16 protein-coding genes are annotated in these 17059 nt (G+C 39.1%); 12 read left to right on the top strand and 4 right to left on the bottom strand.

The window, feature by feature from the left end; translation table 11 throughout:
* Nucleotides 1-195 precede the first annotated feature (195 nt).
* The 9 genes from B4F91_RS09210 to B4F91_RS09170 all read left to right on the top strand — a co-directional run bounded on the left by B4F91_RS09210 (nt 196) and on the right by B4F91_RS09170 (nt 6867).
* Complete coding sequence (locus B4F91_RS09210; RefSeq protein ID WP_288635616.1) at nt 196-744, top strand: 3'-5' exonuclease; 549 nt, start codon at nt 196-198, stop codon at nt 742-744.
* Nucleotides 744-1199 (top strand): hypothetical protein, encoded by a 456-nt coding sequence (locus B4F91_RS09205; protein ID WP_282337478.1) that lies wholly within the window; start codon nt 744-746, stop codon nt 1197-1199. Before B4F91_RS09210 ends, B4F91_RS09205 begins: the two co-directional genes overlap by 1 nt.
* Before the next feature lie 134 nt (nt 1200-1333).
* Nucleotides 1334-1936 (top strand): helix-turn-helix domain-containing protein, encoded by a 603-nt coding sequence (locus B4F91_RS09200; RefSeq protein WP_055253329.1) that lies wholly within the window; start codon nt 1334-1336, stop codon nt 1934-1936.
* Between the two features lie 28 nt (nt 1937-1964).
* A complete protein-coding gene (locus tag B4F91_RS09195; RefSeq protein ID WP_055253327.1) occupies nt 1965-2375 on the top strand; it encodes a DUF3310 domain-containing protein in 411 nt (136 codons plus the stop codon).
* 1 nt (nt 2376) lies between these two features.
* Nucleotides 2377-2559: a hypothetical protein gene (locus tag B4F91_RS09190; protein WP_055253325.1), complete on the top strand. Its 183-nt coding sequence runs from the start codon at nt 2377-2379 to the stop codon at nt 2557-2559.
* An 11-nt stretch (nt 2560-2570) separates the two neighbouring features.
* Nucleotides 2571-3449: an FAD-dependent thymidylate synthase gene (locus B4F91_RS09185; RefSeq protein WP_288635614.1), complete on the top strand. Its 879-nt coding sequence runs from the start codon at nt 2571-2573 to the stop codon at nt 3447-3449.
* 143 nt (nt 3450-3592) lie between these two features.
* Nucleotides 3593-4570 (top strand): DNA cytosine methyltransferase, encoded by a 978-nt coding sequence (locus B4F91_RS09180; protein WP_288635613.1) that lies wholly within the window; start codon nt 3593-3595, stop codon nt 4568-4570.
* Between the two features lie 3 nt (nt 4571-4573).
* Nucleotides 4574-5500 carry a DNA cytosine methyltransferase gene (locus B4F91_RS09175; RefSeq protein WP_288635612.1) on the top strand — a complete coding sequence of 309 codons (927 nt, stop codon included), beginning with the start codon at nt 4574-4576 and terminating at the stop codon, nt 5498-5500.
* 74 nt (nt 5501-5574) lie between these two features.
* Nucleotides 5575-6867 (top strand): HNH endonuclease, encoded by a 1293-nt coding sequence (locus B4F91_RS09170; RefSeq protein ID WP_288635611.1) that lies wholly within the window; start codon nt 5575-5577, stop codon nt 6865-6867.
* 116 nt (nt 6868-6983) lie between these two features.
* Here B4F91_RS09170 and B4F91_RS09165 read toward each other — a convergent pair whose 3' ends face one another.
* Both B4F91_RS09165 and B4F91_RS09160 read right to left on the bottom strand, forming a co-directional pair.
* Nucleotides 6984-7349, bottom strand: coding sequence for a LexA family protein (locus tag B4F91_RS09165; RefSeq protein WP_288635610.1), 366 nt, complete (start codon nt 7347-7349; stop codon nt 6984-6986).
* Between the two features lie 155 nt (nt 7350-7504).
* Nucleotides 7505-9127 carry a methyl-accepting chemotaxis protein gene (locus B4F91_RS09160; RefSeq protein ID WP_288635609.1) on the bottom strand — a complete coding sequence of 541 codons (1623 nt, stop codon included), beginning with the start codon at nt 9125-9127 and terminating at the stop codon, nt 7505-7507.
* A gap of 213 nt (nt 9128-9340) precedes the next feature.
* Here B4F91_RS09160 and B4F91_RS09155 point away from each other — a divergent pair, with 213 nt between their 5' ends.
* Nucleotides 9341-11857: a putative bifunctional diguanylate cyclase/phosphodiesterase gene (locus tag B4F91_RS09155; protein WP_288635608.1), complete on the top strand. Its 2517-nt coding sequence runs from the start codon at nt 9341-9343 to the stop codon at nt 11855-11857.
* Between the two features lie 104 nt (nt 11858-11961).
* Here the strand turns inward: B4F91_RS09155 and B4F91_RS09150 are convergent, their stop codons facing one another.
* Nucleotides 11962-12396: a thermonuclease family protein gene (locus B4F91_RS09150; protein ID WP_288635606.1), complete on the bottom strand. Its 435-nt coding sequence runs from the start codon at nt 12394-12396 to the stop codon at nt 11962-11964.
* Between the two features lie 303 nt (nt 12397-12699).
* Nucleotides 12700-14607, bottom strand: a complete 1908-nt coding sequence (locus B4F91_RS09145; protein ID WP_288635600.1) for a beta-ketoacyl synthase — start codon at nt 14605-14607, stop codon at nt 12700-12702.
* Between the two features lie 124 nt (nt 14608-14731).
* Here B4F91_RS09145 and B4F91_RS09140 point away from each other — a divergent pair, with 124 nt between their 5' ends.
* Both B4F91_RS09140 and B4F91_RS09135 read left to right on the top strand, forming a co-directional pair.
* Nucleotides 14732-15742, top strand: a complete 1011-nt coding sequence (locus tag B4F91_RS09140; RefSeq protein ID WP_288635598.1) for a GlxA family transcriptional regulator — start codon at nt 14732-14734, stop codon at nt 15740-15742.
* Between the two features lie 75 nt (nt 15743-15817).
* Entirely contained in the window at nt 15818-17044 is a 1227-nt protein-coding gene (locus B4F91_RS09135) for a sensor domain-containing phosphodiesterase (RefSeq protein ID WP_288635596.1), read from the top strand.
* Nucleotides 17045-17059 lie beyond the last annotated feature (15 nt).

Genomic DNA, 17059 nt, shown 5'->3' with positions numbered 1-17059 from the left:
GCTTTTTTGTGTAAAATATTAAAGCAAAATGAATGAATGTTTAAAGTTTGATCATAAAAATTTACTATTTTTTGAATCTTTAGTTAACAATTAATTTTTTATTAAATTTCATAAAATTAACACTTCAAAACACCTTTACAATACTTTACATTAGCGCCTTAAATTTTTGGTGGCCAATGGTAACAGGAGAATATAATGGTCAGCGATTACATGGTGGACATCGAGTCTATGGGCGCGAACGCAGGTGACGCGATTCTGTCAATCGGCATTGTTCCAATGGATTTAAAAAACAAAAAGATACACAAAGGCTACTACACTCGTATTAGCCTCGAAGATAGCCAAAAAGCGGGTTTCAACATCGACGCGAGTACCGTCCTATGGTGGCTACAGCAAGAGCAAGCAGCGCGTGACGAGTTCAAGGGTAACTACGCACATAAGCCAGTTAAAGACGCACTAATCGAGCTAAGCGAGTTTATCGCTGAACAATCGAAAGGTGTACCAGCAGATGAGATACGTCTATGGGGTGATGGTGTAGCAATGGACAATGCTCTGATAGCCGAAGCTTTCAAGATTTGTGGCCTCCCCCGCCCTTGGTCATACAGAGGCGATATGTGTTACCGCACTATTAAGAACCTAACCCCGCAAATTGAACGAGTTGAGCCAACTGTTGCCCATCACGCATTATTCGATGCGAAGGCACAAGCGCATACTCTATTCAAACGACTAGAGGCGTTAGGCCTGTAATGATTGAGTCACAGTACACAGCGAACGTCGGCAAAAAGCTGAGTTCTGACATAATGCGTACGTGGAAAATCAACGATAATTTCGCGGGTGGCGTACCTGACGCATTTTATCGGCACCGCAATGGAAAACGCCCGTTATGGGCTGAGTACAAATTCATAAAGACACTACCCAAGCGGCCTACGACGGTCGTTAAGCCCGACTTATCTGCACAGCAGCTATTGTGGCTTAATGAAGCTGTAGAGGCCAATGAGCTTGCAGTAGTGATCATCGGCTGCGAAGCCATAAAACATCAACGACAAGTTTGTGGTGTTGTCCTAACTGACCCTAGCGAATGGGTTAACGGCATAACCGCCGAAGAATTTGCCAATCGTGCAGAAAAATTAAACTACACAGCTATAGCAGCATTTATTGAGGAAACTACATTAGAGGGGGGGCTTTCAGACCATCGATTATAAGGAGGCTAGATCGGCTGGAGGCCACTCCGAATGTGGTGTTCATGTCTTAGCAAACGTTAACATATGCGTTGACATGTAACAGTGCTACTGTTAAATTATGTATAAGCAACACAACCACAACGGGGATTTTTAAGATGGAATACAGTAATGATGTACTAAAGAAAGTACAGCTTGCATGGTCATCCCATAAAGATGCTACGGCGCTAAGTCAGGCCAGAGCAGCAAAGGCTATGGGCATGAACCAGTCGGCTTTCAGTCAATATCTGAGAGGGACGATTCCGCTTAACACTGACTTTTTGACTAAGTTCACTGCTTTTACAGGGCTAGAACTATCTGACTTCGGTGCTTCCTCGGACACTGTTCCCGAGAAGCCGTTACGAGTATTAGCAACACTGTCGGGTCGCAAACCAACGAACCCGTCAGTGCTTGTACAAACCATACTCGAATGCGACGAGTCGTATTTCATAGAAGTGGATTACGACGACTTCGGCCTAAGAAAAGGGTCAATGCTGCTCGTTAACCCAAAGGGTAACGTACGGGATGGCGACAGAGTGGTTTACCTTCGTAAGAAGGGACAACCAATTGTGTTTGGTGAGCTATCAGAAACCGAAGAAGGCTGGGAGATCTTGGAACAACTCTGGCAAGGTGGAAGACGCTATTTAGTTGACCCTAAAGACGACGTTTTTAGAGTCGTGTCTGTATATAATCCGCAAGCTAGGGGGAGAAAATTTAGATAGAGTACGAGTGTGTACTAAAGGAATTTAAATGCCTGACTCAGCACAACAACACGACATAATAGAAAAATCGCCCCACTACAATACCCGTTCGGTGGAGGCTATTCACTTTATTAGGCATATGGATTTTGCGACAGGTAATGCGTTTAAATATATTTGGCGCTACGGCCTGAAAGACACAACCGACTTGGAACGCGGAAAGAGAAATTACTACATTAAGAACGCCCTTATATACAGACCCAACTTTGTATCTGAGGACGTTGGTCACTGCATGATTCGCATGTTATCAGCAATGGCTGAAGAATTTGAAAGAGAACAATTCGAGCTTTTAGTTGCCCTTATATCTGCCTCTATGGGTGACTACGAAATGTTAATCGCGCGTGCTAGGCAGCTTGAGCTGTTCCCTATCGCCGCAGAACACTTACTGCTTAACGGGGGTTAATATGGCTTTTAACGTTGAGTGGGTAACGCTTAACGCTATGGCTAAGGCAACGGGTTACACCGTTGCCGCCCTACGTAGCAAAATTAAGCGTGGACAATTATTTGAGGAAAAGCACTGGCGCAGAGCGCAGGACGGGCGTTTACTCATACATGTAGAAAATTTTAACGACTGGCTTAAGCAGTAACACTAATAAATATGATAACAGTAAAAATTATTGCAGATTCAATCGCCAATGGCGTACGTATTACAACAGCAGAACTAGAGTACCCTAGATTCATTCACGCGGAGCTTATGACTCATCGTGTCTTTTCACGTAACAGTGCAAGCTCGCGCGCTATACCAACAAAGAAAATGAGACAACAAGTATGGAATACGCCAGAGTTGCCAATACACTGGGGCGCGAACCAGAGTGGTATGCAAGCCCAGACGACTTTAAAGACCCTCCCGTCCTCCTTAGCGCGCGCTTTGTGGAAAGTTGCATCGAAAGCGGCATGCATGTTTCATTGGGGGATGGAAAAGGTAAAGCTACACAAGCAAGTCTCGAATCGTATATTAGAAACCTTCCAAACAATGAAGGTAGTGGTTACATCGACGGAGTGGGCGAATTTCTTATGGTTACGCAACCACGAAGACGCACAACCAGAGATACGTGAACTCGCACGTCAAATAAGCACGGCCTTAAATAACAGTGTTCCTAATGAACTAGGCTATAAGGAGTGGCACTTACCTTACATAACTGACGACATGCGTGAGTGCTACGAGCTACAAGAGCTACTAATTCTTTCTGTCTCGTGCTGCGCGCAGGTTAGCTACCGTACGCTCGACATGTCATTCGAGAAGGCATTGCGTATCTTTGAGTCATTAACATCAGGCGACCGTGTTCATGCCTCCCCTTTCGAGCATCAAGCTACACCTATTCCTAATTACCATAAGCTAACGAAGGCCAAAGCTAAACGTATTGGCGTTACACACTTTGACGTAGATGGTGGTCGTTGGTCAGGTAACTTCCGTGGTTGGATTCAGCATAGGCAGCTGATTAAGGGGCACGCGGTGGTAAACTTACATAAGACTTAAATAATGGCCATAGCTCATTTAAAAGCTGTGGCCTTATAATATATCCATTAAATATTAATGGATACTGTTGTCCTTCTGATAGAGGTGAGTTAGTAAAACGCAATTCTAATACACTAATAAAGAAGTTATAATCTTGGATATTTATGTTAGCATATGTCTATATATACAGTGCTTTGAGAATTTTAAATTTTATGGATGTTGTTTCTCTATTTTCCGGGGCCGGTGGGCTCGATCTAGGCTTTATTGACGCAGGATTTAATATTGTATGGGCTAATGACTTTGACAAAGATGCTGTCAAAACTTACCAAAATAATATTGGTGATCACATTGTTTATGGGAAAATCGAAGATATTCCCACTAGTAGTATACCCGATTGCGATGTTGTAATTGGCGGTTTTCCTTGCCAAGGTTTTTCTCAAGCAAACAGGTTAAGATTCGAGGATGATGATAGAAACAAACTTTATCTAGAGTTTCTTCGAGTAGTGCGAGATAAACAACCTAAGTTTTTCTTTGCAGAAAATGTTAGAGGCATTCTAAGTCTAGGAGGCGGAGAAGCTATCGATAAAATTGAGAAGGATTTTGCTTCAGCTGGCTATAAGATGCAAAAAAAACTATTCAATACTGCGGATTATGGAGTTCCGCAAGCTCGATGGCGCGTTATTCTAGTCGGTACTCGCAATGATATAGCCTTTGACTATCAATACCCTGATGAATCTCACTCTTCTCCAAAAAAAGCAGAAAAAAACGGCCTAGAGAAGTGGGTAACAATCGGTGAAGCACTTTCTAAAATCCCTGAGCCAGACGAAGAGCATAATTTGGTAAATCATATCTATTCCCAGTATAAAGTCACTAATAGGAACTTTACAGGACACCGACAAACCGACCCTGATAAACCATCACCTACTATACTTGCAAGAGGTAATGGAAAAGGCGGTGTGTGTGCTATTCAGCATCCGAAAAATCACAGAAGAATGTCTATCAGGGAGTCCGCAATTATACAATCATTCCCTTTACATCACGAATTTTATGGGAGCATGACTTCCTGTTATAGGCAAGTAGGCAATGCTGTACCAGCAAAATTCGCATATTTAATAGCAAATCAACTAAAAGATTATAAGTAAAACATGAAAGTAGTTTCTCTTTTTTCAGGAGCTGGAGGTCTAGATTTAGGCCTGACTTTAGCCGGATTAGAAGTAATTTGGGCCAACGATCTTTATAAAGATGCAGTTCATACATACAAAAAAAACTTAGGAGATCATATAGTATTAGATGATATTTGTAATATCCCATCGAATGAAATTCCGGATGCTGACTTAGTTATTGGAGGGTTTCCTTGCCAAGGTTTTTCTGTTGCAAATATGTCGAGAAATTCATCTGATCCAAGGAATAAACTTTATTTAGAAATGGTTAGGGTGATTAGAGATAAAAAACCAAAGTTTTTTTTAGCTGAAAATGTAAAAGGGATTCTGTCTTTAGACAAAGGGCGAGTCATAGAGCAAATTTCTAAAGACTTTGAGGATATTGGTTATAAAGTAGAATACAAACTGTTTAATTGTGCTGATTATGGAGTGCCCCAGACAAGAATGAGGGTAATCATTTTAGGTGTCAGAAGTGATTTAAACATTGAAGTAGAGTTCCCACCGAAACCAACACATGACAAAGTTGGGAAAACATTACCTAAATGGATTACTATTGGTGAAGCATTGAGCCATTATCCTGAGCCAGATGAAGAAAATAATCTCTTAAATCATGTTTGTTCCGAATATAAGTTGCGATTTAATGGGCATTTAGGCCATAGGAAAATAGACGCAAATAAACCATCACCTACAATAACTGGAAGAGGTGATGAAAAAGGTGGAGTAGTTGTACTGCACCACCCGAATAATCACCGTCGGATGACTGTAAGAGAAACGGCCGCAGTTCAATCATTCCCAGATGACTTTGAGTTTTTAGGAACAAAAACATCTGGATATCGCCAAATTGCAAACGCAGTCCCTCCTCTTCTAGGTAAAGCTTTAGGTTTAATGCTACTAAATGCTAAAAGCACCTGACGGCATTTGACTAATATACAAATCTGATTCTGGTTGGTACTATCCTCGTAATTAGAAGATTACGAGGAGTACAAATGGACTATAGTGGATTTCAAAAGCCATTCCCAGAGTATCGTTGGAAATGGGGGCCTTTAACGTTAACTGAAAGTTTAAACATACCTGAAGTATATCTAGGCTGTCTAAAGGTTCTTTATGAGCATCAGGGCGAAAGAACAAACTCTCAAGAAGTTGAAGACGCGCTTCTTAAAGTTGAGCTAGACCTGAAGGGCCTCATAAATTCCTCAAGACCACTTCGACTAGCAAGAGGTAAAAAGAGGAATCTATTCAGAAATTCAAGTCAATATTGGAAATTATCCGGCTTACTTATAAATACAACACCCTCAATTGAATTATCAGAGCTCGGTAAGCAATACGCCTCAGGGGAAATTACGAAAAGTGAATTTGCATCATTTACCGTAAAAACCTTAAGCTTACCCAATGTACACACTGACAGTGTGGAACATGTGCGAAAGTGGGAATCTAAAAAGCTAACTATTCGTCCGCTAGAACTTATTTTATCTATCGTTGTACTGCTCTTCGAGCATGATCCTACTTTTGGGTTCATTACATCTGAAGAGCTAATTAATGTTGTCATCCCCTTATCTGGAAACCAGTGTACATTAATAGAGATAGTTCAAGGAATAATTGACTACAGACATAATAGCAGCTTATTTAGTAAAACTTGGACTGCGAACGATGGAGATAATGACGACAGAATAGCAAGAGAATTCTTATTATTTTTGTATTATTACGATTTTTTACTAATTAGGGATTCTACTTCGGACGTTGGGAATACGAGCAATCATAAACAAGAGTTCTACTTAATAGCTGAACAATTAGAGGCAATTAAAGCACTCCTAGAATTAGACTCATCCGAATTAACAACTTCCATTAATAACACTCGAGACATTCCTACTCTCGCTAAAAAACTAAGCGTTACTACTTTTTCTGATGTAGCCAGAGAAAGAAAACAAATAGAAATTTTAGCGAGGCCAAACCAGGCAAAATTTAGGAAAGACGTTTTATCAGGAGGTGAATATAAGTGTCTACTTTCCGGAGTAGAAATAGTTGAGGCAATACAAGCCTGTCATATAATTCCAGTTAAGAATAATGGTTCAGATGAAAAATCAAATGGTATATTACTAAGAGCCGACTTACATACACTATATGATAAAGGCGATATTAAAATTTATGAAGATGGCTTCGTCTTAATCTCTGAATACTTACAAAAAGATCCTTATTATAGCAAAAATTTACCTACAAAGATTTTAATCCCTGACTATATTAGCCTTGAAGCAATAAGGCTTAGAAATGAGTATAGGATGTAAGTAATTTATTAAAGCACTTAAAGTGGAGTCTTAGAGTGGCTCCCCTTATTATGTACTTCAAAAACATTAAGTAAACCTGCATTAATGGCTAAGGTAGTTATACAGTTTTAAGTACGTCACTCCAACCTAGAACTCCCCCTGTGCATCCTTATCGACTGTGTTACAACTCCTTCAACACAATACTCGTCGGTTGCCTTTATTTTAACTGGCTCATAATCTGGGCTAGCGGACACAAGCTGATTATTTTTCATATCTGCGATCTTACATATAAATAGACCATTGTAGCACGCAACAATTACATCATAATGCTTAACGTCCTGAGACCTATCGATAATTAATATATCACCGTCATATATTCCTACACCCTCCATACTTCGACCACAGGCGCGGCCAATGAACGTGGAGTCTTTGATGAAAGTAGAATCAAGCGTATTTTCTAAGTCTGTGATTTGGGGGCCAACTTTGGCGTTTTCTATTAGCATTGTCTAAGCACTAAATTTATACTGTATATATACACAGTATGAATGTATAACCATTCTTTTGGTACTTCATTTCATAATTTTAGCATTTTAATATAAATGTAGGTTCTTAACTTACGAGCTAAAAGTAAATACAGTACTCAAACAATAATAAGCCTCTAAAGCTTAAACCTGAGTATAAGCTCGTTTAAACGATCCGCCAATTTTGCAAGTTCAGTACTCGATGCAGATGTCTGGTCCGCGCCCTCTGAAGTTTCCGAAGATAATACTTTAATGAGATTTAAGTTTGTGTCTACTTCTTTAGCGACAGTGGCTTGCTCTTCCGCAGCACTTGCAATCGTTGCACTTTGACTATTAATGTCATTTACGAGTAATAAAATCTCTTCAAAAGCAGCCCCGGCATCTTCCGCGACTCTAAGGCTAGACGTGCTAAGTTCGCTGCTTTTATTCATGCTGCTCTCAGTTTTAACTGTAACCTCATCCACTGACTTAAGCATCTTTTCTATGTCTTTTGTTGACTCTTGGGTTCTATAAGCAAGTGCACGGACTTCATCAGCTACCACGGCGAAACCACGCCCATTTTCACCAGCTCTTGCTGCCTCAATAGCTGCATTTAATGCCAATAAATTAGTCTGTTCAGCTATGCTACGTATTACTTCTAAAACGGTTGATATATCTTTTATGTTATTGACTAACTGGCGTACACTTTGCCCAGATATTTTGATGTCAGACCGCAATAATTTAATTGAGTTTATTGTATCTAATATCTTTTCTTTTCCAGCTACAGTTTTCTTGTTTGCTACTTCGACACTGTTACTAGTATATGATGCAGTTTTAGCTACCTCTTCAATTGCAGATCTAAGTTGACTAACAGCACTAGCAGCCATATTTATTTGGTCGCTTTGCTTATCAACTGTATCTGAGGAGTGAGCAGTTACAACGTTTAGCTCTTCAGAGGTAGATGCTAATTGCTCCGAAGAAGTTCCGATGCGCGATAGAGCATCTCTAAGCTTATTTTGCATTTCAGCAAGAGCTCTTACTAAGTCAGCGGCCTCGTCCCTAGCAGGATCGATAATTTCCTGGGTCAAATCACCACTTGCAATTTTTTCAGCTATGGCAACGGCCCTACGAAGGGGTAGAACTAAACTTTTTGTATAAATGTATGCCAAAACCAACGTAGCCAAAACTGACAAAAATAGACTGAAGACGACAAGTCTTTTGGATGAGACAAAAGTACTTTTTGCCTCTAGACCGTTTTCATTTGCTCTAGCTCTTTGAAAATCTGAAAATTCATCTAAAGCAAGGCGCAACTCTCTCGCTATAGGCATGAATGACTCTTCCCGAAGTGATACAAAATTTTCTATTTTTTTGTTGTCTACTAGTGAATATAGATCTGGGAGCTGAGATAACATCTCATTATGTAAAGCCTTTACTTTTTTTAATATTATATTTGATTCAGGTGTTTTTGAGTAATGAGACATCTCTTCTTCATACTCGGTGTAATGCAGATTGATTTTCCTCATTCTATTTTTAAGATATGAGATTTTTTCTGTTGTGCTGACATCAGATAATTCATTGATTATAACCTGCATCAGAAGTACGTCTCTTCGAAGCTCACTTAGAGTAATTATAGCGGGCAACCTATGGGAGGCTATCACTTCGGTAGTTTGGTTAAGTTTCGATAGCTGTGCAAAAGCACCTGCGGCGACAAGCACGGTAATTATTGCTGTTACGGCGAAAGTGGATAGAGTTCTAAAGCCTATTCGTAAATTTCTAATCATTACAATTCCTATTAATAGTATTTTTAATAGTTTCCATGTAATAATTTATTCCTATACAATATAAATACAACAACCATTAAGTAGTACATAATACACATTAAGTACCTATTAACATAGTGACTTTAATTATTATTTTTACTTTATGTTTAATTGAATTGTGGATATATGCCTTCTAAACTAAGTGGAGCATGCTAATGAATTTAATGGATATTTATGAGATTTAATGTTTCAAAAAGTGCGTCTAGCATACTGTATAGTGCAATTCTGTATTTCCACTGTATTGTTTTTGCCTTGGGAATGGCTGAGTCTACTTTTCTTGGGTATGAGTTAATGGAGGTAATTAGCCCAACAGTGGCGGTAAACTCATTAATAATTGCGGCCGTACTATCAATAATGAAGAAAATTGACCTAAGTACTAAGAAGTTTTGCGCCGCTATAGCTTCTGCAAGTGCATTGTGCCTTCTATTTGTACAATTTTCTTTTTTATTTCACATGCAGATTAACTATGACCTATGGGGCATCGATGATAGCCCATTTACATTATCGTTATCAGCTATTTTTACGTTCACTATACTTTCTGCATTTACTATCAAAGCTTTTCACGGAAATGTAAAAGCAATAAAAAACAACAACTTAAATTTCATCATATTAATAATTATATTAACTGGTTCAGTAGTGTGGCATCAGGTATCTTTAAAACTAGTCAAATCTCAAGATGCCAGTGCAAGAGAAAAAGTGCACCTAGTCGAATCTATGTTGAACAACTCTTTACTCACACAGAAAAAAGCTCTAGCTAGACTAAAAAACAGGGTAGAAAAAGTTAATTTCGAAGATTTCAGACGTCTAATTAGCATAGATGCAATTAACTATAAAGCGGATTATGATGTAATTAAAGGGGTTCTAGTACTTGATGATGAGCTCCAACATATCGCAACTGATAGTTTCTCCACAAATTTTTTCACAGAAGGAATGATTAATAAACCTACGATAAGATCATGGATAAAAGGCGATTCAGAGGAAGTTCGATTCGCAGCCAACTCTCTCAGCTTGGACTCGGATACACCAATTTTAATGTTTCTGGCTCGCGTTACACTCGCTGATCAAAATCGTTACTATGTATTAAATTTATTAGATATGAACTTACTGATAGAGAAAAATTATTTAAAATATCTTGGTCAATTTGATGCATTTTTAGAATTAACACCAGGCACTTACTTTTCAGTCGATTATAAAAATAAAACTCAAGTTGAATTGAGCGAGCTAACTAGTCGTTATAATAACTTTATTATGGAAAAGATAAACGTAATGGATTTAGTACATAAAGTTTATAACTTTCTAAGTGATTATAAAGCAATACACATAAGCACAATAATCGACCAATCAATACTATGGCTCACTTTCCTATTCGCATTTATCTTTACACTAGTTGCTGACTCTTCAAGAATCTTAGAGTTTAATGCAAAACATGATGAATTAACTGGTTTTTTAAGATTAAAAACTTTAAAAGATAAGTTTTCAGAGTATTGTTCAATAAAGAAATGCAATAATTTTGCAGTAGTTATAATCAAAATAGACTTTTTTGATGAGATACAAAACTCTTTAGGCTATGAAATTAGTGATCAAATAACAAAACAAACTGCTGAAAAAATAAAGGCTAATAGTGGCAATCAAGTGCTCATATCAAAAGGATTTAATGATAGTTTTGTTTTATATTATATCAATACTTCAGAAGTTTTTCTTATACACAAAGTTGAAGCTATACTACTTGAATTATCGAAATTTTATTGCATTGACAAATTTGAGCTCAATCTAACATCAAGCGCTGGAGTTGTTTATTACGACAGCCCTAAATCATTTAATTTTAAACTAAACTTACAACAAGCCAACATCGCACTTGAAAGGTCTATGGAACTTGGAGGTAATCAAATACAAATTTATAAACAATCTATGGATGATAAATTTAATGAAAAGACTACCATCCGTAATAAGCTAGATTCAGCGCTCAAGAACAACGAATTACAAGTATTTTATCAACCTATACATAACTTAAGTGGGAAACAAGTTGTAGCGGTTGAAGCGCTAGTTAGGTGGCCCCACCAAGATGGATGGATTTCCCCAGCGAAGTTTATACCCATAGCTGAAACTACAGGTCAAATAGTACAAGTAGGTAAATACGTTTTAAATCAAGTTATTCGTGACATCGGTCATTACCCTGAGTTACAAAAAATAAGCGTGGCTGTTAACTTTTCAACCAAACAACTCATTAAAGAAAATTTTGCTATTGATTTACAATACCAGCTTACACAAAACAATATCGATTACCGTAAATTTACAATAGAGGTTACTGAGTCTGCCTTTCAAGAGAAAACCACGATAGAAAAAACATTGACTCAACTAATCGCCTCGGGCCTTAATGTTGCTATCGACGACTTTGGAACTGGTTTTTCAAGCTTATCTTACCTAGCTAACCAGCCAGCAAACATTATTAAAATAGACAGGGAGTTCACTTTAGGAGCCGATAAAAATACTAAAGAACAAAAGCTTTTAGATACTATAATCACTATTTGTTACGACTTAGGCAAGAAAGTAGTGGTTGAAGGGGTTGAGGATGAAAAGCTAATTAACCATTTATCTAGGTACAAAGATATTAGAATCCAAGGATACTTTTTTTCAAAACCGCTCCCAGTTGATCAGGTTGCTGAATATATTAGGGCCACAATATCCGAGTAGTTTATCAAGTATGAAAATAACTCAATGTATTCATACCCCTAATACCATGGAACAGGAGCTTTTATCACCTATTTTTGGGCCGAAGCAACCAACAGGCTCGTTGCTTAAACGCACCAGCTACGAGCTTTAGTGCCACCATCGTAAGCAACTCCCAAGCCTGACTTGATTAGAATGTCAGTCAGGCTTTTGTTATCCACGTATACGTCGGCTACAATTCTAAAATACTTACCTCGTTTCGTATTCCTAAGTTCAATAACCTTCGCCGAACGCAATGCTTTAACGGTTACTTGCTTTGCTTGGCGAGCAAGATCTTTTTCTTGCTTACACTTGCCTCGCATCTCTGGCGTATCGACACCCGCAACTCGAATACCGATTCGCTCCCCTATCAAAGAGTGAAGTCCTTTAATATTAGCTCTGAAGGTATCTCCGTCATAGATTGAGGTTACTTCTGAGACTATCAAAGTGCCATGATTCTTGTTTCTTATACTTTCAGCGTTAGCTGTGAAGGACAGCAAAAATAATAAAGCGAATAATCTCACGCGACCTCTTAATGATATTAACTTAGTATTTTGTATTAATTTAAGTTAAGAGCTTAAAACTTGCAACTTTTGTCGTGTGGTGATCATTACAAATACTTAAGATCAAATGTTAAAAGCTCGGCGTTTTTAGAGTTTCGAAGGTAGAAAAAGTGGGTCCACTGTGGGTCCATTTCGGGTCTATTTTTGGGGATGGGTCCGTGCTGGGTCTGTACCGATTATAAGCTTTGATAACTTATGCCTACGCTACAGCCCAGAAAAAACGGGGGGGTATTAAATTATGCTAACCTATGTAAAACTCATCTTCTAAAACATATCTTGATAGGAGTTGGTTGTATTAAACGAAATTGCTTTATCAAAACCAGGAAGCTCTATGCCGTCCTCGCCAATTACAATGTCGTTATCGTCAATGGCGCCATCACCAAAACGATATACTAATTCGTACTTACCAAGGTCAGCTTGCGCTTTATAGGTGTTTTGCGCAGCAACAACGGATGTGTTTTTATCAGCGTAATCACTCATCGCTTTTTCGCCATGGCGCTTAGCAAGCATTTGTAGTGTTACTTTAGCGCTAAGTACAGTCGCTGTGGCGTTATTACCGCCAAAACCTTTTGAGTTTATAAAAGCTATGTCCATGTCGCCACAATCGTAATGACTGTTACGTATATCTAAGTGTTCTGCATAAACATCGTCGGCAACTTTATCTATGGTAGTAATACCCGGCATAATATTATGACTAAATACACCCAGCGCAATAGCGAGCTGATCGCCACTGGCGGGGGCAATTGTATGCCCTACATAAGCTTTTGGCGCCGTCACTTTCCAGCTATCAATGGCAAACGTTTGTGCCACTTTATGATAAATAAGTGACTCTGTTACTCTATTTTGCGGCGTGCTAGAACCATGCGCTAAAATAAAGCTGCGCTTTTGTAACGCCTCTTTACCTAATAAACTTGTTGCAAGCGCTGCAGATTTGGCCATTGTAATGTAGTTACCAGGGCCCGGTGAGGTGATTGATTTTTTTATACCATCGGCATTTACAAATACATCAGGCACTGAGCCCATAATGTCTGCACCTAGTTCAAGTGCTAACGCATCGTCCATTAAAATGGCCACTTGTGCGCCTTCACCTAATGTAAAGCCACAGTTTTCGCCAAATGGACGGCTGCTTTTACGGTAATTTGGCTCTTGTTCACTGCTTAAATTATCTAAACGGCGCAGACCTTCAACATTAGCAAGGGCGCTCATATTACCAAAGCCTTCTACTACTTCAGGCGTAATAGCGCATTCAACACTTGCTACCACCGCAACACGTGTGCGCCCTGCTTGAATATCGTTTACTGCAGCGCGTAAGTTATATAAAAATGTGGCACATGCACCCGAGGTAGAAAACGTAGTACCTACATTACCTGTAACGTAGGCGTTTATAAAATCAGTCGACATCGTGTTTAAGCCAAGTGCTAATTGCTTTGTACTAACACGATCGCCCTGCTGGCGTGCTTTAACTAAACCGCCTAATCCTTTGTCGTCCATTTGGCCAATAACCGAGGCTGAATAAGTACCAATTTTATCTGGCTCTACGCTATTCATTATGCGTTGCCAATCAAGACCAGTTGACTTAATAGCATCGTTTGCTGCAAATATAGTGGCTTGCAAACCACGTGGCTGGTAACGGCTGTTATACATTATTGATGGATCAAACCCGGTAGGAAACTGTCCTGCCGATTTAATTGGGTTATCACGGGTAGAATCTAATTTTACATCTAGCTCTGCCGCTATAGTCACTTTTACTTTTTTGCCTTCAAGCTCTTGAACTTTCCAACTGGCAGGCACTGGGGTTGGTAAATCGCGTGCGCGCGTTTCAAACACAATTGCGTTTTCATCAGAGGACTTTAACGTCATCTTTTGCTGCCAAGGCGTGGCATCTGCGTCAAAATGTTCTTTTTCAATTTTACGAATAAGTGTGCCAGCAATAATTTGCTCACCAAAGCGTGCTTCTATGTCGCTTTGCTCAACATTATTACCGTTTGTGTCTTGTAATTGACCATCAACAACGCGTACTAAGTTCATTAATGTGGCGAGGCCTAAAAATGTTTCACTACGAGCTTGTGCGTTTAATGCGTCTAACACGATACGGCGGTAACCTTGATGAAAAGAAGTACGGCCAGCGGCGTTAATACCACCCATGCCTACTATTACGGGTAATGCTGTCATAATTAACCTTTAAAACGTGTTATAGGAGAAGCCAACAGTTTAATTGGATTAACCACAACACTTTGTGCTTAAATAGCCAAATATTCAGCATTAAAGGCCAAAAAGTACTGGTCGGAGCATTCACATGCATAAAAAATCAGTAAACCCAGCGTTAAATATTGCCATAGCAGTGTACCCGCATTTACTTATTACCAGTTTAACACTGCCTATTGAAATGCTAAGAGCCGGTGAGGCTTATGCAAAAGGCCATTTAAGCCACACGGACTTTAGACCGCTTAGTATAAATTTAATTGCTAAAAATAATGAGCCAATACAAAACCGTACTGGGCTTGCCATAGTTCCTGACTGCAGCACACATAACGCGCCCTACAACGACTTAATTATTGTGCCTGGGATTTGGCGAAACCCTCGCCCTGTAGTACGTACTAATAAAGAAGTGGTTGAATGGCTACAAGAAAGCTTTGAAACCGGCAGTCATATAATTGGTGTAGGCACGGGTAATTGCCTAGTTGCAGAGGCGGGCTTACTGGATGGGCACCCTGCAACAACCCATTGGCATTACGCCAAACAATTTAGCAACGACTACCCGTTAGTGCGCCTAAAGCCCGACTTTTTTATCACCCAATCTGAGCGCATGTATACGGTGGCAAGCTTAAATGCCCTTGCCGATGTGATCGTTCATATTATTAGCCAATACTATGGCAAAGCAGCTGCGCAACATGTAGAGCGTAACTTTTCGCACGAAGTACGTAAACCATACGAAGATCAGCGCTACCTTGAAGGCGCGGTTGACCGCCATCCAGATGAACTCATTGCGCAAATTCAGTTTTGGCTTAAAACTAATTTAGCCAGCGAGTTAAACTTACAAGAAGTAGCCGCCCAATTTAGTTTGAGTTATCGTACATTTACCCGCCGCTTTAAGCTTGCGACTAATCAAAGCCCTATAGAGTATTGGCAACAATTACGGGTAGAAGGCGCTAAAGAGTTATTAGCTTCATCTAATTTAACGATTCAAGAAGTGGCACTTGAGGTCGGCTATAACGACCAAGGCCATTTAACCCGGGTATTTAAAAAAGTGCTTAGCCAAACGCCAAGCGAGTACAGAAAAGTAGTACGAAGAAAACTATTTGGCTAATACAAAGCTGCAATTAAGTGGCTTTTTTCCTTATATAAATTACACTATTAGCTAAAATCCTAGCTAGGTTATTGTATGAGAGATGAAATAAAACAGCACCTTTTTGAACATCAAAATAATGGCTCAGTGGACGAAAAGTTATTAAGGTTACTTTCGCTTGTTCGCAAACATCTTAAAATGGATGTGGCGTTTATATCAGAATTTACACAAACAGATCGGGTTTTTAAGGTGGTTGATAATCATACCGATAACCACTGCGTATCAGTAGGTAATTCAGATCCTATTTGTGAGACTTACTGTAAAAAAATTTCAGACAACGACCTTGAACCAATAATTCCTAACACACATAAACACCCTATTACTAAGGCTATGCCGGTCACCAAAAAATTAAATATAGGCGCTTACATAGGTGTACCGATTGTTTTAGCATCAGGCAAAACGTATGGTACCTTTTGCTGTTATAAAACCACATTTGATGACGACTTAAATGATAGAGATCTGGCTTTTTTAAAACTAATTTCAGAGCTTGCTACCGAGCTCATTGAACAAAGATCACAATCAGAGATCATAAGTAATGAGACAAAAATACTGATTGAAAATATTATAAAAACAAATGCCATCACTATTTATTTTCAGCCCATTTTTAACCTAGCGACGAATCGGCTATCGGGTTATGAATCGCTTTCACGCTTTTTTACTCAACCTTACAAAACCCCCGATGTATGGTTTAAAGATGCCGACAACTTAGGGCTAGGTGAAGCACTGGAAATTCTTGCTATACAAAACACCCTACATTGTATGGATGAACTTGCCCCACATGCCTACGTGACTATAAATACATCTCCTGCACATATATTATCGGGCTCAATTAATAATGTATTACAAAATGTTGATTGCACCCGCATTATATTAGAAGTCACAGAGCACTCGCCTATTTTAGATTACCAAGCTATGCGCGCGGCACTTGAGCCATTGAGAAATAAAGGCGTAAAACTAGCAATTGACGATGTAGGCGCTGGGTTTTCGTCTTTTCAGCACATATTGGAGTTAGAAGCCGATATTATAAAACTTGATATAAGCCTGACTGAAAATATAAATAACGACCAAAGAAAGTTTTTACTCGCAAAAGCATTATGTGGTTTTGCAAAAGCAATTAATTGTACGATTGTAGCTGAAGGTATCGAAAATAAAGAAGAGCTTCTCACATTGAGGCAGCTAAAAGTAGATAACGTCCAAGGCTACTTTATTGGTCGCCCTGCGCCTATTAACGAGGCAATAGAGTACCAAGCAGTCACGCTTTAGTTAATACACTCATAT

The organism is Pseudoalteromonas sp. UBA6610, from assembly GCF_002433295.1.
GTDB classification, from domain to species: Bacteria; Pseudomonadota; Gammaproteobacteria; order Enterobacterales; family Alteromonadaceae; genus Pseudoalteromonas; species Pseudoalteromonas atlantica.
Note: the sequence above shows the minus strand (reverse complement) of the source record. Positions and strands in the feature narration are given on the sequence as shown.